The organism is Micrococcus sp. (genome assembly GCF_030523875.1).
In the GTDB taxonomy this organism is placed as follows: domain Bacteria; phylum Actinomycetota; class Actinomycetes; order Actinomycetales; family Micrococcaceae; genus Micrococcus.
This window is the reverse complement of record NZ_JAUNHR010000011.1, coordinates 27,773-42,354: the sequence shown is the minus strand read 5'-3', so window position 1 is coordinate 42,354 and position 14,582 is coordinate 27,773. Positions and strand designations below refer to the sequence as shown.

Here is a 14,582-nt window from a genome sequence, read left to right as displayed (position 1 = left end):
ACCCCAGCCAGTTCACCCACTGCATGATCGGCATGATCATCCCGGAGTAGAACTGCGCCTTGAACGAGGCCTGGTACACGGCCTCGTTGCGCTCGTCGAAGCGCTCGGCCATGTCCGCCTGGCGCCCGAACACGGTCACCAGCTCATGCCCGGTGAACGACTCCTCGATGTGCCCGTTGAGCCGTCCGGTCTCCCGCCACTGGGCGGTGAACAGCGCCTGGGACCTCTTGCCGATCACCCCGACGACGACGCCCGCCACCGGCAGCGCCACCAGCGCGATGAGCGCCAGCTGCCAGGACAGCCAGACCATCATCCCGACGATGCCCAGGATGGTCAGCAGCGAGTACACGAGCGTGGCGAACGCCTGCTGCAGGGCCTGCTGCACGTTGTCCACGTCATTGGTGGTCCGGGAGAGCAGGTCGCCGCGCTGGCGCGTGTCGAAGTAGCTCAGCGGTAGCCGGTTCAGCTTGGCCTCGATGTCCTGGCGCAGCCCGAACACGATCCGCATCACCAGGTCGTTCAGCACGCGCCCCTGCAGCCACATGAACGTCTGCGCCACCACGTACATGCCCAGCACGGTGAGGATCAGCCGCCCCAGCTCGGTGAAGTCGATCCCGGCGCCGGGGGTGAACGCCATGCCGGAGAGCATCTCCGCGGCCTGCTCGTGCCCGCCGGCGCGTAGCCCCTCGATCACCTGCTCGCGGCTCATCCCCGCGGGCATCTCCCGGGAGACCAGGCCGCCGAAGATGACGTCCATGGCCCGCCCGAGCACGTGCGGGGCCCACACGTTGAGCACGACGGCGACCAGCACCATCAGCCCGACCACCACCAGGCCGGTGCGCTCGGCCCGGAACAGGCCCAGCAGCCGCCGGGCCGAGGGCCAGAACGCCTTCGCCTTCCGGCCGGGTCCACCGCCCCACTCGTCCGTGACGCCCGCCTCCTGGAGCTCGGCGAGCTCGGCGTCCGTCAGCTGCTCGCTCATGCCGGCTCCTCCTCCCGCACCTGGGAGTCCACGATCTGCCGGTAGGTCTCATTGCCGGCCAGCAGCTCGGCGTGGGTGCCGCGGCCGACCACCCGGCCCTCGTCCAGGACGACGATCTGGTCGGCGTCGACGATGGTGGCCACCCGCTGGGCGACGACGATGCGCGTCACCCCGGCGGCCGCCCGGTCCAGGGCGGCGCGCAGGCGCGCGTCCGTGGTGACGTCGAGCGCGGAGAAGGAGTCGTCGAAGAGGAGCACGCGGGGCTCGGCCACGAGCGCCCGCGCGATGGACAGCCGCTGCCGCTGGCCGCCGGAGACGTCCGTGCCGCCCTGGGACAGGCGCGAGTCCAGCCCCGAGGCCGCCTCCTCCCCCTCGCCTGTGGTCCTATCCCTGACGAAGTCCGCGGCCTGCGCCATCTCCAGGGCCGCCCAGATCTGCTCCTCGGTGGCGTGCGGGGCGCCGAAGCGCATGTTCTCCGCCACCGTCCCGGAGAACAGGTACGGCTTCTGGGGGACGAGCGCCACGGCGCGGGTCAGCTCCGCGCGGGCCAGCCTCCTCACGGGCACCCCGTCGATCAGCACCTGCCCGTCCGTGGGGTCGTAGAGCCGCGGGACCAGGTTGATCAGCGTGGACTTGCCGGCGCCGGTGGAGCCGATGATGGCCGTCGTGGTGCCGGGGGCCACGGTGAAGCTGACGCCGTCCAGCACCGGCGCCTCGGCGCCCGGGTAGGCGAAGGTGACGTCCCGGAACTCGACCTCCCCGCGGCGCTGCGCGGGGGTGACCGGGTGCACCGGCTCGGCGAGGGTGGGGACGGTGTCCAGGACCTCGCCGATGCGGCCGGCGGAGACCACGGCGCGCGGGAGCATCATCATCATGAAGGTGCCCATCATGACGGCCATGAGGATCTGCAACAGGTACTGCATGAACGCGGTGAGGGAGCCGACCTCCACGAGCCCGGCGTCGACCCGCTGCCCCCCGAACCACAGCACCGCCGCCGTGGCCAGGTGCAGGATCATGGTGATCACCGGGCCCAGCAGCACGAAGAGCCGGCCGATCAGCACGGAGGTGCGCGCCAGCGCGGCGTTGGCGTCCGTGAACCGCTGCGCCTCATGGCGCTCGCGCACGAACGCCCGGACCACGCGGATGCCCATGACCTGTTCGCGCATCACGCCGTTGACGGCGTCGATCTCGTCCTGCATGCGCCGGAACAGCGGCATCAGGCGCGCCACGATGACCCCGACGATCACCAGCAGCACCGGCACGGAGACCCACACGAGCCAGGACAGCCCGGGGTCCTCCTGCACGGCCATGAGGATGCCGCCCACCGCCATGATCGGCACCGCCACCATGAAGTTCAGGCCCATGAGGGTGAGCATCTGGACCTGGTTGACGTCGTTGGTGCCACGCGTGATGAGCGTGGGCGCGCCGAAGCGGCCCAGCTCCTCGGCCGAGAAGCCGTCCACGCGTGTGTAGACGGCGCGACGCAGGTCCCGGCCGACGCCCATGGCGGCCTTCGCCCCGAACCACACCGCGGCGATCGCGGCCACCACCTGCATGAGCGCCACGCCGAGCATCACGAGGCCCAGCTCCCAGATCCGGGAGGTGTCCCCCACGGCCACGCCCTCGTCGATGATGCGGGCGTTGAGGCTGGGCAGGTAGAGCATGGCCAGCGTGCTGACCAGCTGCAGCACGACGACGGCCAGCACCGCGCCGGCATACGGGCGCAGGTGCCGGCGCAGCAGGGTCCAGAGCATGGGGCTCCTGACGATCGATGGGTCGAGGCGGGGCGTCCGCGGGGTCACGGTTCGTCGAGGGCGATACTCCATGAACCCACGGACAGCGTAAGCCGCCCGGGGCACGACGGCAGAGCCTCACTGGGCTGCCCCCGCTGGCGCTATCGGCCCCAGCACATGCCCTCAATCCAGGGGCATGCAGGTCCGTTGACGGTTTATCAAAGCTTGCCCTAACGTTCAGCCATGCCCACGACGCAGCACCTCATGTCCCGCGCTCTCCGGAAGTTCTCCGGAGTGGCTGGCATCAGCGCACTCGCAGCCAGCCTGATGATCACGGCCCCTGCCGCCACCGCCATGCCCTATCGGTGCGACTCCGTCGACCCGACTTCGGCCCCCTCGGCCTTCCTCACTGCCGCACCGCTGCCCGATCCCGAGCAGGCGCACCCTGATTGCGCGGGATCAGGGATGGCTGGATTCACCTTCACTCGCGGAGGATCGTCCTATTTGCGAATGGACCTGTTCTCTGGAAACAACACCTACCGTGCGGGTACGGGCAAGGCTAGGGGATGGTCTCTTCACCGCGACACGGCGGGGCACGGCGGCAAAGCGTGGAAGCTCAAGGACAGAGCTGGCAGCACGCGCGCATCCATCTACAGCGATGGGAAGTTCGCCTGCGACCGGTACAGCCAGTGTGCCGTCTGACGACGAACGAGGCAGAGGCCGACCGTCAGGACAGCACAGAACCTCGGCTCCGCATCCGCACCGGTGACGGTGCCGTCGTCGTCGTCCGGGTGGAGAGGGTCCCGGCGGGAGGCCCCGGGCGCCTCACCATCGAGGAGCACGCGAACACGCGTGGACTCGCCCTGCACACCCGCCGAGCGGGAGGCCCCATCGAGGGCCACGAGGTGGAGCTCGTGCGCACCGGCCTCTTCGGCGAGGAGGCGTCCACCGGCCTCGCCCTCCTTCCCGACGACCGCGGCGCCCCCGTCTGGCTCCGCGCGCCGGAGCGCTCGGACGCGGGCCGGATCCTGACCGGCGTCGTGGAGGGACTCGCCGCGCCCGCGCCCCCGACCGAGGTGATCAGCCCCAGCGATCCGTCCCCGCGGGCCCGGGTGACGCGGACCGCGGGATGGGACGGGGTGGGGGCGCCGGACGGCCGGCCCGGAGGCCTTCCCCCGGGCGAGCCGCCCACGCAGGCGCACCGGGCCCTCGGCGGGGCCTGGACGATCGCCCTCGACGCCGCGCCGGAGCTTCCGCTGGAGGCCCGGCTGTGGCACGCCCACCGCATGCGGGAGCCCGGCGGGGAGGTCGAGCGCCTGGCCGCCACGTGGCAGGGGCCCGGCGCCGAGGACCCGTGGCACACGGAGCTGCATGTGGCCCATCACGTGGACACGGGGACCACGGAGTTCCTGGTGGTGGACGGGAGCACCGACCAGGCCTGGACCCTCGCCGACGCCGTCCACACCCCCGGAACGCCCCTCACCTGGCGGGTCCACCCCGCACCCCTGCCGGACGAGGCGAGCCGGGCCGGCGAGGCGCTCTACAGCCTGATCCTGGCGTTCGCAGGCGCGCTCGAGGGCTGAGCGCTCAGCCCCGGGCGGCCGGCAGCGGGTTGGCCCCGCGGCGCTCGTACATGGCCAGCGCCGCGGAGACGGAGACGTTGAGGGACTCCACGTCCGGGTGGATGTCGATCCGCACCGAGCGCTCCGCCGCCTGCTCGAGCCGCGAGGACGCCCCCCGCTTCTCCGAGCCCAGCAGCAGCGCGATCCGCCCCTCGATCCCCGCGATGCCGGACAGCGGCTCCCGCGCCTCCGGGTCCAGCGAGACCAGGGGGACGCCGGCCTCGCCCAGGTGGGCGACGACGTCGTCGGCCGTGGCGAGCGCCAGCGGCAGGGCGAAGACCATGCCGCGTGAGGCCCGCACCAGGCGGCGGTCCGTCACGGAGGCGAGGTCCGAGTCCACGAGGATCAGCCCCGCGAAGCCTAGGGCTTTGGCCGAGCGCGTGACGGCGCCGATGTTGCCCATCAGCTTCACGCCGTCCAGCACGGCCACGTCCCCGGGGCGCTCCAGCAGCTCCGCCGCGGTGAGCGGCTTGGGCCGGCGGGCCAGGGCGAAGATCCGCGAGCGCCGCTCGACACCGAACAGCTCCTTGGCGGCGTGCGTGGAGACCACCTGCACGTCGGCGTCCGCGGGCAGCAGGTCCGTGACGGCGGCGGGCAGCTGCGTGTCCTCGCCGTGGAACACGGTGAACACGGTGACGCCGTGGCGCAGGGCCTCGGCGAGGGGCTCCTCGTCGTCGATGATGATCGCCCGCGAGCCCCTGTTCCTGCCCTTGAGCAGCTCGCGCACCTTGGCCAGGCGGGCGTCCTTGGGATCGGTGATGACGCCGGCGGGGGCGTCGTCGGGCGTCGTGGCGGCGGCGTCGGACGGGGCGGAGGGCTGTTCGGAGGACATGCCCGTCATCCTAGGCGCGGGGCCGGACACGATCTGCGGGCATCATGGGCGCATGAGCACCCCGTCCTCCCCCTCCGCCCCCGCCTCCCCCGTCGTCGAGCGCCGGCACGAGGTGACCCTCCGCTTCCTCGCCGCCCCCACGGACCTGGGGCACTCCGGCACCGTCGACGCCGGCCGCGTCCTCGAGTGGGTGGACAAGGCCGCCTTCGCGGCCGCCACGGCGTGGGCCGGCCGGTACTGCGTGACGGTGTACGTGGGCAACATCCACTTCAAGGAGGCCGTGGAGGTCGGGCAGATGGTGGAGGTGACCGCGACCGTCCTGCACACCGGCTCCTCCTCGATGCACATCAACACCACCGTCCGCTCCGGCGATCCCAAGACCGGCGAGCTGACCGAGGCGGCGCGCTGCCTCGTCGTCTTCGTGGCCGTGGACGACGACGGCAAGCCCACCCCGGTGCCGCAGTTCGTGCCGCGCTCCCTCGAGCAGGAGCTGGCGCGGGACTACGCCGTGTCCCGCATCGAGGTGCGGAACGCGGTCACCGAGGCCATGAAGGGCCAGCCGTACACGGACGCCGGCACCGCCGAGCGCGTGGTGCTGCGGTTCATGGCCGAGCCCACGGACGTGAACTGGGGCGGCAAGGTCCACGGCGGCAACGTCATGGAGTGGATCGACACCGCCGCGTACCTGTGCTCCGCACGCTGGGCCGGCCGGGACACCGTGGCCGTGTTCTCCGGCGGCATCCGCTTCTACCGGCCGCTGATGATCGGCGACCTCGTGGAGGTGGAGGCGCGCCTGATCTACACCGGCTCCACGAGCATGCACGTGGCCGTGCACGTGCGCTCCGGCGACCCGAAGACCGGCGAGCTGCACCTGACCACCTACTGCCTCACCGTGATGGTGGCCCGGGACGAGGCCGGCACCGCCGTCCCCGTCCCCGCGTGGGAGCCGGTCAACGACGAGGACCGCGCCCTGTGGCGCCACGCCCGCGACCTCCTCGAGATCCGCGCCAAGGCGCCCGGCAACCGCCTCCCGAACCACCTGCTGGAACAGGACGGCCGCTGACGGCGAGGGGCCACGGACGGATGCCTCCGGGTCGGAGGACAGCCGTCCGTGACCCCTCGTCTGAGCGCTGAGACGGGTCAGCGCCCGAGCAGGCGGGACAGGAAGCCGCCGCGGGGCTCCGGGGCGTCGGCCGCAGCCGCGTGCTCGGCGGGTCCGTGGCGGCCGTCGCACCACTGCCCGGCGGGGACGCCGGACTTCACGGCGTCGACATGCTGGCCGCAGCCGGCCCAGGTGGTCTTCCCGCAGACGTCGCAGGTCACTGCACGGCACATGATGGGGTCCTCTCGGTGGGGATGTGGGGAATGGAGCGCCCCCTCCGTGGATCCACTGCACTTGTGACCCTTCTGGGGCCGGATTCCGCCCTCAGAAGGGTCAGAACCGCAGTGGATTCGCGCGGGGGGATGTCGGGGGCGTGAGGGGGGTCAGGCGAGGGACAGGAAGAGCTTCTCGAGCTCCTCCACGGTCAGCTGCTCCTCGCCCTCGGCCGCCTCGGAGGGGTCCGCCAGGCAGTGCTTCATGGCGGAGGAGACGATCGCGAAGCCCGCGCGGTCCAGCGCGGTGGACACGGCGGAGAGCTGGGTGACCACGTCCTTGCAGCGGCCCTCGCCCTCGACCTCGCGGATCACGGCGTCCAGCTGGCCGCGGGCCCGCTTGAGGCGGTTGAGGATCTTGCGCTGGGTCTCGGCGTCGGCGGTGCGCACGGCGGGCTCCTTCTGATCGGGACGGGAAGGGGAATCATATCCCCGGGGGTATCGGGGGTCGACGGCGCGGCTCACCCGGCCAGCACGATCACCTGCTGGACCAGGATCAGCACGCCCATGACCAGCACGAACCAGCCGAAGGCCGTCTTGAGCGTCTTCGCCGGCACGCGGTGCGCCAGCAGGACGCCCACGACGGCGGCCGCGGCCGAGGCCGCCGTCGCCGGCCCCAGCACGGCCCAGTCCAGGGACACCGCCCCGAGGTGGCCCACGAGGCCCATGGCCGAGTTGAGGGCGATGACCAGCAGGGACGTGCCGACGGCCACCGGCATGGACAGGCCGGCGAGCAGGACGAGCGCGGGCACGATCAGGAACCCGCCGCCGGCCCCCACCACGCCCGTGATGAGGCCGACCACGACGCCCTGCAGCAGGACCCGGGCCAGGGGCACGGACGCTCCGCCGTCGCCGGAGTCGGCCGCCCCGCCCTTCCGCGGACGGATCATCCTCACCGCGCTGACCAGCATGACCATCGCGAAGCCGATCATCAGCACCACGCCGGGCAGCAGGCCGCCCAGGAACCCCCCGGCGAAGGCGCCCGCCATGGACGCCGCGCCGAAGGTGAGGCCGGTGCGCCAGGCGACGGACCCGCGCCTCGCGTGCACGAGCGCGGCCACCAGGGACGAGACCCCGACCATCACGAGCGAGCTCGGCACGGCCTCCTTGGCGTCCATGCCGGCCACCGCGGTCAGCAGCGGGACGGTGAGGATGGACCCGCCGCCGCCCATGAGGCCCAGCAGCAGGCCCACCACCAGGGACAGGCCGACGACGACGGACAGCACGGGTCAGCCCCGCTGCGCGGTGCCGGCGCCGCCGGCGGGGATCTGACGCAGCACCTCGTCCGTGGACCGCTCCTGGGCGGGACGGTTCCACGGCATCTTGGACAGCACGGACGCCATGGCGCACGTGTCCGACACCGCGGAGAAGGACAGGCCTGCGCCGATGGCGGCGGGGATGAGGCCGAACCGCTTCGAGCCGAGCTGGGAGGCCACCGCACCGGCCAGCGCGATGGACCCCGCGGTCATCCGCACCTGGCGGTCCATGGACCACCGGCTGCCGCTGCGGACGACGTCCCCGCCGGCGTCGGCGTAGGCGGAGATGCCGCCCTGCAGGACGCGCGCGGAGGTGAAGCCGGCCTGGGCCAGGCGGTCCTGGGCCGTGCCGGCGCGGCTGCCGGACTGGCACACGAGCACGGCGGTGCCGTCCAGGCGGGCGGCGACCTCGTCCGCGTGCTCCTGGAGCAGGTCCAGCGGCACGTTGTAGGAGCCGGCGATGTGCTCGGCCTCGAACTCGGCGGGGGTGCGCACGTCCAGCACGACGGCGTCGGGGCGGGCGGCCAGCTCGGCCTTCAGGTCGCGCGGGGCGACAGGGGTCAGGGTGATGCTCATGGGAGGGGCTCCTCGGGAGGGTCGGGGTGGTCGGTCAGGCCTGCTGCCAGGCGGCGTAGCTGCCCTCGAGCTCGACCACGTCGAACCCGGCGCGGCGCAGCGCCTGGGCGGCCACGATGTTGCGCAGGCCGGACTGGCAGAAGGTCACCAGGGTCTTCTCCCGGGGCAGCTCGTCCTGGTGGAAGAGCACCTTGCCCGCGTTCAGCTGCTGGGCGTCCGCGACGGTGCCGTCGGAGAACTCGGTCCTGTTGCGGACGTCCACCAGCACGGTGTCCTGCTCCGCGCCGACCTCGCCGGCCTCGATGCGGGACTTCAGCTCGTCGGCGGCCACGGTGGGCACCGGCTCGAGGGTCAGCCCGTCCAGCGAGGTGGTGAACGCGGCGGCCGCGTCCACGCCGACGCGGATCATGTGGTCCCGCATGGTCTCGGCGTCCTCGCGGTCCTCGGCGAGCATCACGATCGCGGCGTCGTCGGCCTCCGGGTCGTAGGCCCAGCCGGCGTGCGTGGCGACCTTGCCGCGCGACGGGAGGGCCAGTGCACCCGGGACGGTGCCGGCGAGGATCTCATCCACGCCGCGGGTGTCCGCGAACACGGCGCCGTCGGCGCGCTTCGCCTGCACGCCCGCGGCGTCCAGCTCCTCGAGCTCGGGCAGCTCGCCGAGGATGGCCGGACCCTGCTTGTTCTGCCGCTTCATTCGGGCGAAGTAGGCGTGGGCGTCGGGCTGACCGTCGAGCAGCTCGTCGATGAAGCCCTGCTCGTCGTCGTTCTCCAGGTGCTCGGACCACCAGGCGAACTCGCGCTCGTAGCCGACCGTGGTGGAGGGCAGGGCGCCGAGGGCCTTGCCGCACGCAGAGCCGGCGCCGTGGGCAGGGAACACCTGCACGTGGTCCGGCAGGGTCAGGAACTTCTCCTTCAGGGAGCGGAACAGCTGCTTCGCGCCCTCGAAGCGGGTGTCGACGCCGCCGGCGGCCTCGTCCAGCAGGTCCGGGCGGCCGAGGTCGCCGGAGAACACGAAGTCACCGGTGAGCATGTAGCCCGGGGCGTCCGCGAAGGCGCCGTCGGTGACCAGGAAGGACAGGTGCTCGGGGGTGTGGCCGGGGGTGTGCACGGCCTGGACGGTGATGTTGCCGAGCGTCACGGAGTCCCCGTCCATGAGCAGGTGGCCGTCGAAGCCGTAGGTCCAGTCCTCGCCGCCCTCGCCGGACAGGTGGATCTGCGCGCCGGTGGCGTGGGCCAGCTCGCGGGTGCCGGAGAGGTAGTCCGCGTGGATGTGGGTCTCGGTGACGTGCGTGATGGTCATCCCGTTCTTCGCCGCCAGGTCCAGGTACACCTGGATGTCGCGGCGGGGGTCCACCACCATCGCCTCGTTCTTGGCCTGGCAGCCGATCACGTAGCTGGCCTGGGCGAGGTCCTCGTCGTAGATGCGCTCGAGCAGCATGCGCTCTCCTCTCGGGGGCCGGCGGGGCCGGCGTCGTCGGGGGGGGCGATGCCGGGCCCACCGGCCCGACTGCATACCCCCTGGGGTATAAAGAAGAACGTACCGGGTACCCCCGGGGGTATACAAGAGGAGGCGGAGGATCCCCGGGACGACGACGGCGGGCCGCCTCGGGGAGGGCGGCCCGCCGTCGTCGCGGTGTGCGGAGGAGTGGGGTCAGAGGAGGGGGCGCAGCGGCACCAGGAGGGTCTCCACCACGCGCGCCAGGCCGTGCCGGTCCTCCCAGCGCGGGCTCTCCACGCGCTCGGAGTGCTGCGCGTCGGCATGGAAGATCTCCTCCATGCGGGCGGCGAAGTCCGGATCCACCACCTCGATGTTGGTCTCGTAGTTGAAGCTGAGCGAGAGGCGGTCGATATTCGCGGTGCCCACGGTGGACCAGATGCCGTCCACCGTGGCCGTCTTGGCGTGGATCATGCCGCCGGCGTACAGGAGGATCGTGATGCCGGACTCGAGCATCTGGCTGTAGAACCCGCGGGAGACCCAGTCCGAGACCACGTGGTTGGAGTCCTTCGGCACCATGACCTGCACGTCCACCCCGCGCTCGGCCGCGTGCTTGAGGGCGCCGAGCACCTGCTGGTCCGGGATGAAGTACGGCGTGTTGATGTAGATGTGGTGCGTGGCCCGGTCGATCGCGTTCAGGTAGGCGTTGCGGATCGGGTAGACCAGCTGGGCCGGCAGGTTGGCGTGCACGGTGATGGCCGTCTCCCACTCACGGGGCGCGTGCCAGGGGATGGAGTCGTCGCCGATGTGCGCCTCGTTCCACAGGGCCACGATCGAGTGGTCCAGCCCCCACACCGCCGGCCCCTCCACGCGCACGTGGGTGTCCCGCCAGTGCTTCGCGTAGACCTCGCCGACGTTGTAGCCGCCCACGAAGCCCACGCGGCCGTCCACCACGAGGACCTTCGAGTGGTTGAAGCCGCTGTAGCGGACCAGCCCGCGCCAGTACGGACGGGCGAGCGCGGGCAGGCGGTACACCTTCACCCGGGAGTCGAACTGGCGGTAGAACCGGGCCGGCACCACCAGGTTGGCGAAGCCGTCGTAGGAGGCCCACACCTGCACGCCGCGGGCCGCCGCCCGGTTCAGGGCCTCCACGAACCGCTGCCCGGTGGCGTCCGCCTTCCAGATGTACGTCTCGAACTTGACGCTCTCCTCGGCGGCGTCGATCGCCTCGATCATCGCGTCGTAGAGGTCCTCGCCGGAGGTGTAGACCGCCATGGCGTCCGAGCCCACCTGCGCCTCGTAGGTGCCCGGGCGGCGGACCGGCCGGAGGCGGCGGCCGCGGCGCTTGAAGAGGTCGTAGCCGGTCAGCGCGACGGCGGTGGCGGTGGGGACCACCACCAGGCCGGCCGCGCCGAGGGCCGCGGAGCGCCGCAGCGCCGCGCGCACCCCGAACGGTCGACGGGAGAGCAGACGGCCGAGGGAGTGCGCGAGATCCATGGCCGCAGTCTACGGAGCCCTCGCCCCTGCGGCCTCCGGGGCCCCTGACCTACGACACCCTGGGCTCGGGGGTGCTCCAGGCGGAGCCGACCTCGGTGCGCAGCCGCACGAGCTCCACGGAGGACTCCTGCAGCCGCCGCGCGGCCTCCGACTCCGGGGTGTACGGGGGCACCGTCCCGGCCTGCCCCGACGTGGTGACGTCCACCATCACCGAGATCGAGTGCGCCACGAGCCGGTGGTCCCGCCGGTGGCGCGGCCCGGCGTGCACGCGCAGCGCCACGTGCATGGACCGCTCCGAGGTGTTCACCAGCAGGGCGTCCACGCGCACGAGGTCGCCCACATGCACGGGACGGACGAACCGCACGCCGCCGGCGAACACGGCCGCCACGTTCTCGTGCCCCGTCCAGCGCGCCGCGCAGACCGCCGCGGCCTCGTCCAGCCAGCGCATCACCGCGCCGCCGCGCACCGTGCCGCCCACGGAGGCCTCCGCGACGGGGGCGATGAACGCGAGGCTGACCATCTCGTCGTGGCCAAGCTCCGGGTCGGGGAACGGCAGGCGCGCCATGGCCTTCTCCACGGCCCGCCGCTCGATGCTGGAGGTCCGGGCCTGCTCGTTCCGCTCGACCTGGCCGGGGGTGGCCGGGACCCACGCGGGCACGTTCAGGGGCTCGCCGTCCTCCTCGGCCGCGTACACGCAGATCGAGCTCGTGGAGATGACGGGGTGGCCGTCGTCGTCGAGGATCTCGGGCAGGAGCAGGCGCGTCTGGACGTGGACGGCGGCGGCGTGAGTGCGCACCACCCGCCCCTGGACGGTCACGCGGGTGTCCACGGGGATCGGATGGCGGAACTGCATGTTGCCCATGTACCGGGCACGGACGTGCATCCCGGACCAGGAGGCGGCCACGGCGTAGGCGACCTTGTCGATCCAGCCGATCACGGTGCCGGCGTCCACGAGGCCGGAGGGGTGGTCGAAGCTCTCCGCCCGGAAGTCGAGGGTCAGGGCTCCGGGACTTCTCATGCCACGAACGTATCACCGACGCCGCGTCCCACGTGATGCCTCTCACGCCGCGCACACGGGGCGTGCAGGCGGTCGTCAGGTCCGGGTCGCGGGCGGGTCCACGGGCGCGGGACAATGGCGGGCATGACCCCGCGCGACCCCCTGCCCCTGCCCGTCGAGCCGCAGACCCCCCACACCCGCCTGGCGCGGCGCGTGCAGGCGGCGGTCGAGCAGCGGGGCGAGGCCGCCGTCGCCGGCCTGGCGGTGCGGCTGCTCAGCGGCGCGGTCACGCCGGAGGACGTCACCTCGGGCGCGGCCCGTGCCGTGACCGGCGACGACGCCGCCCTCACCCCCGCCGCCACCGGTGCCCTGGCCCTGTCCACGGTGTGGCACCGACGCGCGGTGCCCGCCCTGACCGACGCGCTGGGCGCCGACGCGCTCGACGTGCGCGCGGCCGCGCTGCTGGTGCTGGCCGTGCGCGCGGACGCCCTGCGGGCCGACGCCCTGGTGGACCGGGCGCTCGTGGAGCGGGTGCGCGAGGCCGCCGGGGACGCCCACTCGGAGGTGCGCGAGGCCGCGGCCTCGGCCCTGGGTGCGCTGGCCCGCGCCGAGGACCTCGAGCGGGTGGAGCCGGTCCTCTCCGCGATGGTCATGGACCTGGACCCGGGGCTGGCCGCGGCCGCGGAGCTCGCGCTGGCGCAGCTGGCCGCCCGCCTGGACCGCCCGGACCTCGACCCCGCCCCGCAGGACTGAGGCGCCGGACCCGTGCAGTGCCCCCACTTCGACGCCGGCGAGTGCCGCTCCTGCCCCCTGATGGGCGTGCCGTACGCACGGCAGCTCGCGGACAAGCAGGCCGCGGTGCTGGCGGAGCTGGCGGACGTCCTGGACCCCGGCACCCGCGTGGACGAGCCGTTCGCCGGACCCGAGTCCGGGTTCCGCAACAAGGCCAAGCTGGTGGCCACCGGCACGGCGGACGCCCCGCGGCTGGGCATCCTGGACCCGCGCCAGCACCCCAGGCACCACGACGGCACGGGCGTGGACCTGCGGGACTGCGGCCTCTACCTGGACGGCATGGAGGGCGTGTTCCACGGGTGCGCGGCGGCCGTGACGGCGGCGGGCCTGGAGCCCTACGACGTGGCCGCGCGCACGGGCGAGCTGAAGAGCGTGGTCGTCACCCTCTCCCCCGACCGGGAGGTCATGGTGCGGTTCGTGCTGCGCTCACGCGAGCGGCTCGAGGCGCTGCGTGCCGCGGTGCCGGGGCTGCTCGCCGACCTGGCCGCCCGGGGCACGCCGGCCGCCGTCGTGTCCGCCAACCTGCTGCCCGAGCATGTGGCGCTGCCGGAGGGGGCCGAGGAGATCGTCCTGGCCGGCGGCCCTACGCTGACCATGCGCCTCAACGGGATCGGGCTGCGCCTGCGCCCGCAGGGGTTCTTCCAGACCAACACCGCCGTGACGGAGGGGCTCTACGCCGCGGCCGCGGACTGGCTGACCGAGGGCGGACGGGACGTCCCCGCCTCCGCGTGGGACCTGTACTGCGGGGTGGGCGGGTTCGCGTTCCACCTGGCGGCCGCGGGCGTGCCCGAGGTGTGGGGCCTGGAGACCACCGCGGAGGCCGTGGCGGCGGCGCAGGAGACGGCCCGCGGGCTGGGTGTGGCGGACCGCGTGCGGTTCGCAGCCGGCGACGCGACGGGTGCGCTCTCGGCCGGCCCCCTCGCGGTTTTCCGACGGTCTGCGACATCTCCGGCGCGGTCCGCGCAGGAATCGTCGCGATCGGTCGGAGACCTCGACGGCGACGGGGGCAGGGTCGGTGTCGATGACGACGGCGAGGCGCCCGCCGGGCTGCCGGAGGCCGTCGTCGTGAACCCGCCGCGGCGCGGGATCGGCGCGGAGCTGGCCGGGGCGCTCGAGGCCTCCGGGATCCCGCGGGTGCTCTACTCGAGCTGCAACCCGAGGACCCTGGCGCAGGACCTGGCCCGGATGCCGTCCTACCGCCCCGAGCGGGTGCGGGTGTTCGACATGTTCCCGCAGACCGGCCACACCGAGACGCTCGTGCTCCTGCGGCGGCGCTGACAGGGACCCCGTCGGCCCCCCGGCCGGGCCGGGCGCCGCTCCCACGCCCGGGCTCCACAGGCCGGTCACACTAGAAGGGGCCCCGGAATCCTCCGGGGCCCCTTCTGTGTCATCACTCGCACCTTCACCGCTCGCACTTCGATGAGGTGGTTCCACCGTACGAACCGCACATGGAGGAACCCGGAACGCCGCCTGACAGTTCCCTGGC

At 73.0% G+C, this 14,582-nt stretch carries 14 protein-coding genes; 4 read left to right on the top strand and 10 right to left on the bottom strand.

Going from position 1 to position 14,582, the window contains the following annotated elements; translation table 11 throughout:
- A partial coding sequence (locus Q4D18_RS02950) for an ABC transporter ATP-binding protein (RefSeq protein WP_303125633.1) occupies positions 1 to 982 on the bottom strand: 982 nt, incomplete at its 3' end.
- Entirely contained in the window at positions 979 to 2,736 is a 1,758-nt protein-coding gene (locus Q4D18_RS02945) for an ABC transporter ATP-binding protein (protein ID WP_303125631.1), read from the bottom strand. The genes Q4D18_RS02950 and Q4D18_RS02945, both read right to left, overlap by 4 nt.
- An 893-nt stretch (positions 2,737 to 3,629) precedes the next feature.
- Between Q4D18_RS02945 and Q4D18_RS02940 the strand changes: the two genes are divergently transcribed.
- Positions 3,630 to 4,298: a hypothetical protein gene (locus Q4D18_RS02940; protein ID WP_303125629.1), complete on the top strand. Its 669-nt coding sequence runs from the start codon at positions 3,630 to 3,632 to the stop codon at positions 4,296 to 4,298.
- 4 nt (positions 4,299 to 4,302) lie between these two features.
- Here the strand turns inward: Q4D18_RS02940 and Q4D18_RS02935 are convergent, their stop codons facing one another.
- On the bottom strand, positions 4,303 to 5,169 hold the full coding sequence (locus Q4D18_RS02935; protein ID WP_303125627.1) for a TrmH family RNA methyltransferase: 867 nt from the start codon (positions 5,167 to 5,169) through the stop codon (positions 4,303 to 4,305).
- A gap of 52 nt (positions 5,170 to 5,221) precedes the next feature.
- Between Q4D18_RS02935 and Q4D18_RS02930 the strand changes: the two genes are divergently transcribed.
- Positions 5,222 to 6,232: an acyl-CoA thioesterase gene (locus Q4D18_RS02930; protein ID WP_303125625.1), complete on the top strand. Its 1,011-nt coding sequence runs from the start codon at positions 5,222 to 5,224 to the stop codon at positions 6,230 to 6,232.
- A gap of 77 nt (positions 6,233 to 6,309) precedes the next feature.
- Here Q4D18_RS02930 and Q4D18_RS02925 read toward each other — a convergent pair whose 3' ends face one another.
- From Q4D18_RS02925 to Q4D18_RS02895, 7 genes are all read right to left on the bottom strand, one after another.
- Complete coding sequence (locus Q4D18_RS02925; RefSeq protein ID WP_303125623.1) at positions 6,310 to 6,504, bottom strand: hypothetical protein; 195 nt, start codon at positions 6,502 to 6,504, stop codon at positions 6,310 to 6,312.
- 150 nt (positions 6,505 to 6,654) lie between these two features.
- Positions 6,655 to 6,933 (bottom strand): metal-sensitive transcriptional regulator, encoded by a 279-nt coding sequence (locus tag Q4D18_RS02920; RefSeq protein ID WP_303125621.1) that lies wholly within the window; start codon positions 6,931 to 6,933, stop codon positions 6,655 to 6,657.
- A 71-nt stretch (positions 6,934 to 7,004) separates the two neighbouring features.
- Positions 7,005 to 7,769, bottom strand: coding sequence for a sulfite exporter TauE/SafE family protein (locus Q4D18_RS02915; RefSeq protein WP_303125619.1), 765 nt, complete (start codon positions 7,767 to 7,769; stop codon positions 7,005 to 7,007).
- Positions 7,770 to 7,772: 3 nt separating this feature from the next.
- A complete protein-coding gene (locus Q4D18_RS02910) occupies positions 7,773 to 8,375 on the bottom strand; it encodes a rhodanese-like domain-containing protein (RefSeq protein ID WP_303125618.1) in 603 nt (200 codons plus the stop codon).
- A gap of 34 nt (positions 8,376 to 8,409) precedes the next feature.
- The gene (locus Q4D18_RS02905) at positions 8,410 to 9,813 is read right to left on the bottom strand and encodes an MBL fold metallo-hydrolase (protein WP_303125617.1); all 1,404 of its coding nucleotides are present in this window, start codon (positions 9,811 to 9,813) and stop codon (positions 8,410 to 8,412) included.
- 213 nt (positions 9,814 to 10,026) lie between these two features.
- Positions 10,027 to 11,307, bottom strand: coding sequence for a phosphatidylserine/phosphatidylglycerophosphate/cardiolipin synthase family protein (locus Q4D18_RS02900; protein ID WP_303125616.1), 1,281 nt, complete (start codon positions 11,305 to 11,307; stop codon positions 10,027 to 10,029).
- Positions 11,308 to 11,356: 49 nt separating this feature from the next.
- Entirely contained in the window at positions 11,357 to 12,325 is a 969-nt protein-coding gene (locus tag Q4D18_RS02895) for an acyl-CoA thioesterase (RefSeq protein ID WP_303125613.1), read from the bottom strand.
- Positions 12,326 to 12,448: 123 nt separating this feature from the next.
- On the opposite strand from Q4D18_RS02895, the gene Q4D18_RS02890 reads away from it, so the two are divergent.
- On the top strand, positions 12,449 to 13,057 hold the full coding sequence (locus Q4D18_RS02890) for a hypothetical protein (RefSeq protein ID WP_303125611.1): 609 nt from the start codon (positions 12,449 to 12,451) through the stop codon (positions 13,055 to 13,057).
- A 12-nt stretch (positions 13,058 to 13,069) separates the two neighbouring features.
- Positions 13,070 to 14,374 (top strand): methyltransferase domain-containing protein, encoded by a 1,305-nt coding sequence (locus Q4D18_RS02885; protein WP_303125610.1) that lies wholly within the window; start codon positions 13,070 to 13,072, stop codon positions 14,372 to 14,374.
- Positions 14,375 to 14,582: the final 208 nt, after the last annotated feature.

Bases quoted from the DNA above. Each gene is read 5' to 3' on its own strand.
- Q4D18_RS02935 (WP_303125627.1), bottom strand. From the start codon at position 5,169: ATGTCCTCCGAACAGCCCTCCGCCCCGTCCGACGCCGCCGCCACGACG.
- Q4D18_RS02890 (WP_303125611.1), top strand. From the start codon at position 12,449: ATGACCCCGCGCGACCCCCTGCCCCTGCCCGTCGAGCCGCAGACCCCC.
- Q4D18_RS02945 (WP_303125631.1), bottom strand. From the start codon at position 2,736: ATGCTCTGGACCCTGCTGCGCCGGCACCTGCGCCCGTATGCCGGCGCG.
- Q4D18_RS02910 (WP_303125618.1), bottom strand. From the start codon at position 8,375: ATGAGCATCACCCTGACCCCTGTCGCCCCGCGCGACCTGAAGGCCGAG.
- Q4D18_RS02905 (WP_303125617.1), bottom strand. From the start codon at position 9,813: ATGCTGCTCGAGCGCATCTACGACGAGGACCTCGCCCAGGCCAGCTAC.
- Q4D18_RS02930 (WP_303125625.1), top strand. From the start codon at position 5,222: ATGAGCACCCCGTCCTCCCCCTCCGCCCCCGCCTCCCCCGTCGTCGAG.
- Q4D18_RS02925 (WP_303125623.1), bottom strand. From the start codon at position 6,504: ATGTGCCGTGCAGTGACCTGCGACGTCTGCGGGAAGACCACCTGGGCC.
- Q4D18_RS02900 (WP_303125616.1), bottom strand. From the start codon at position 11,307: ATGGATCTCGCGCACTCCCTCGGCCGTCTGCTCTCCCGTCGACCGTTC.
- Q4D18_RS02895 (WP_303125613.1), bottom strand. From the start codon at position 12,325: ATGAGAAGTCCCGGAGCCCTGACCCTCGACTTCCGGGCGGAGAGCTTC.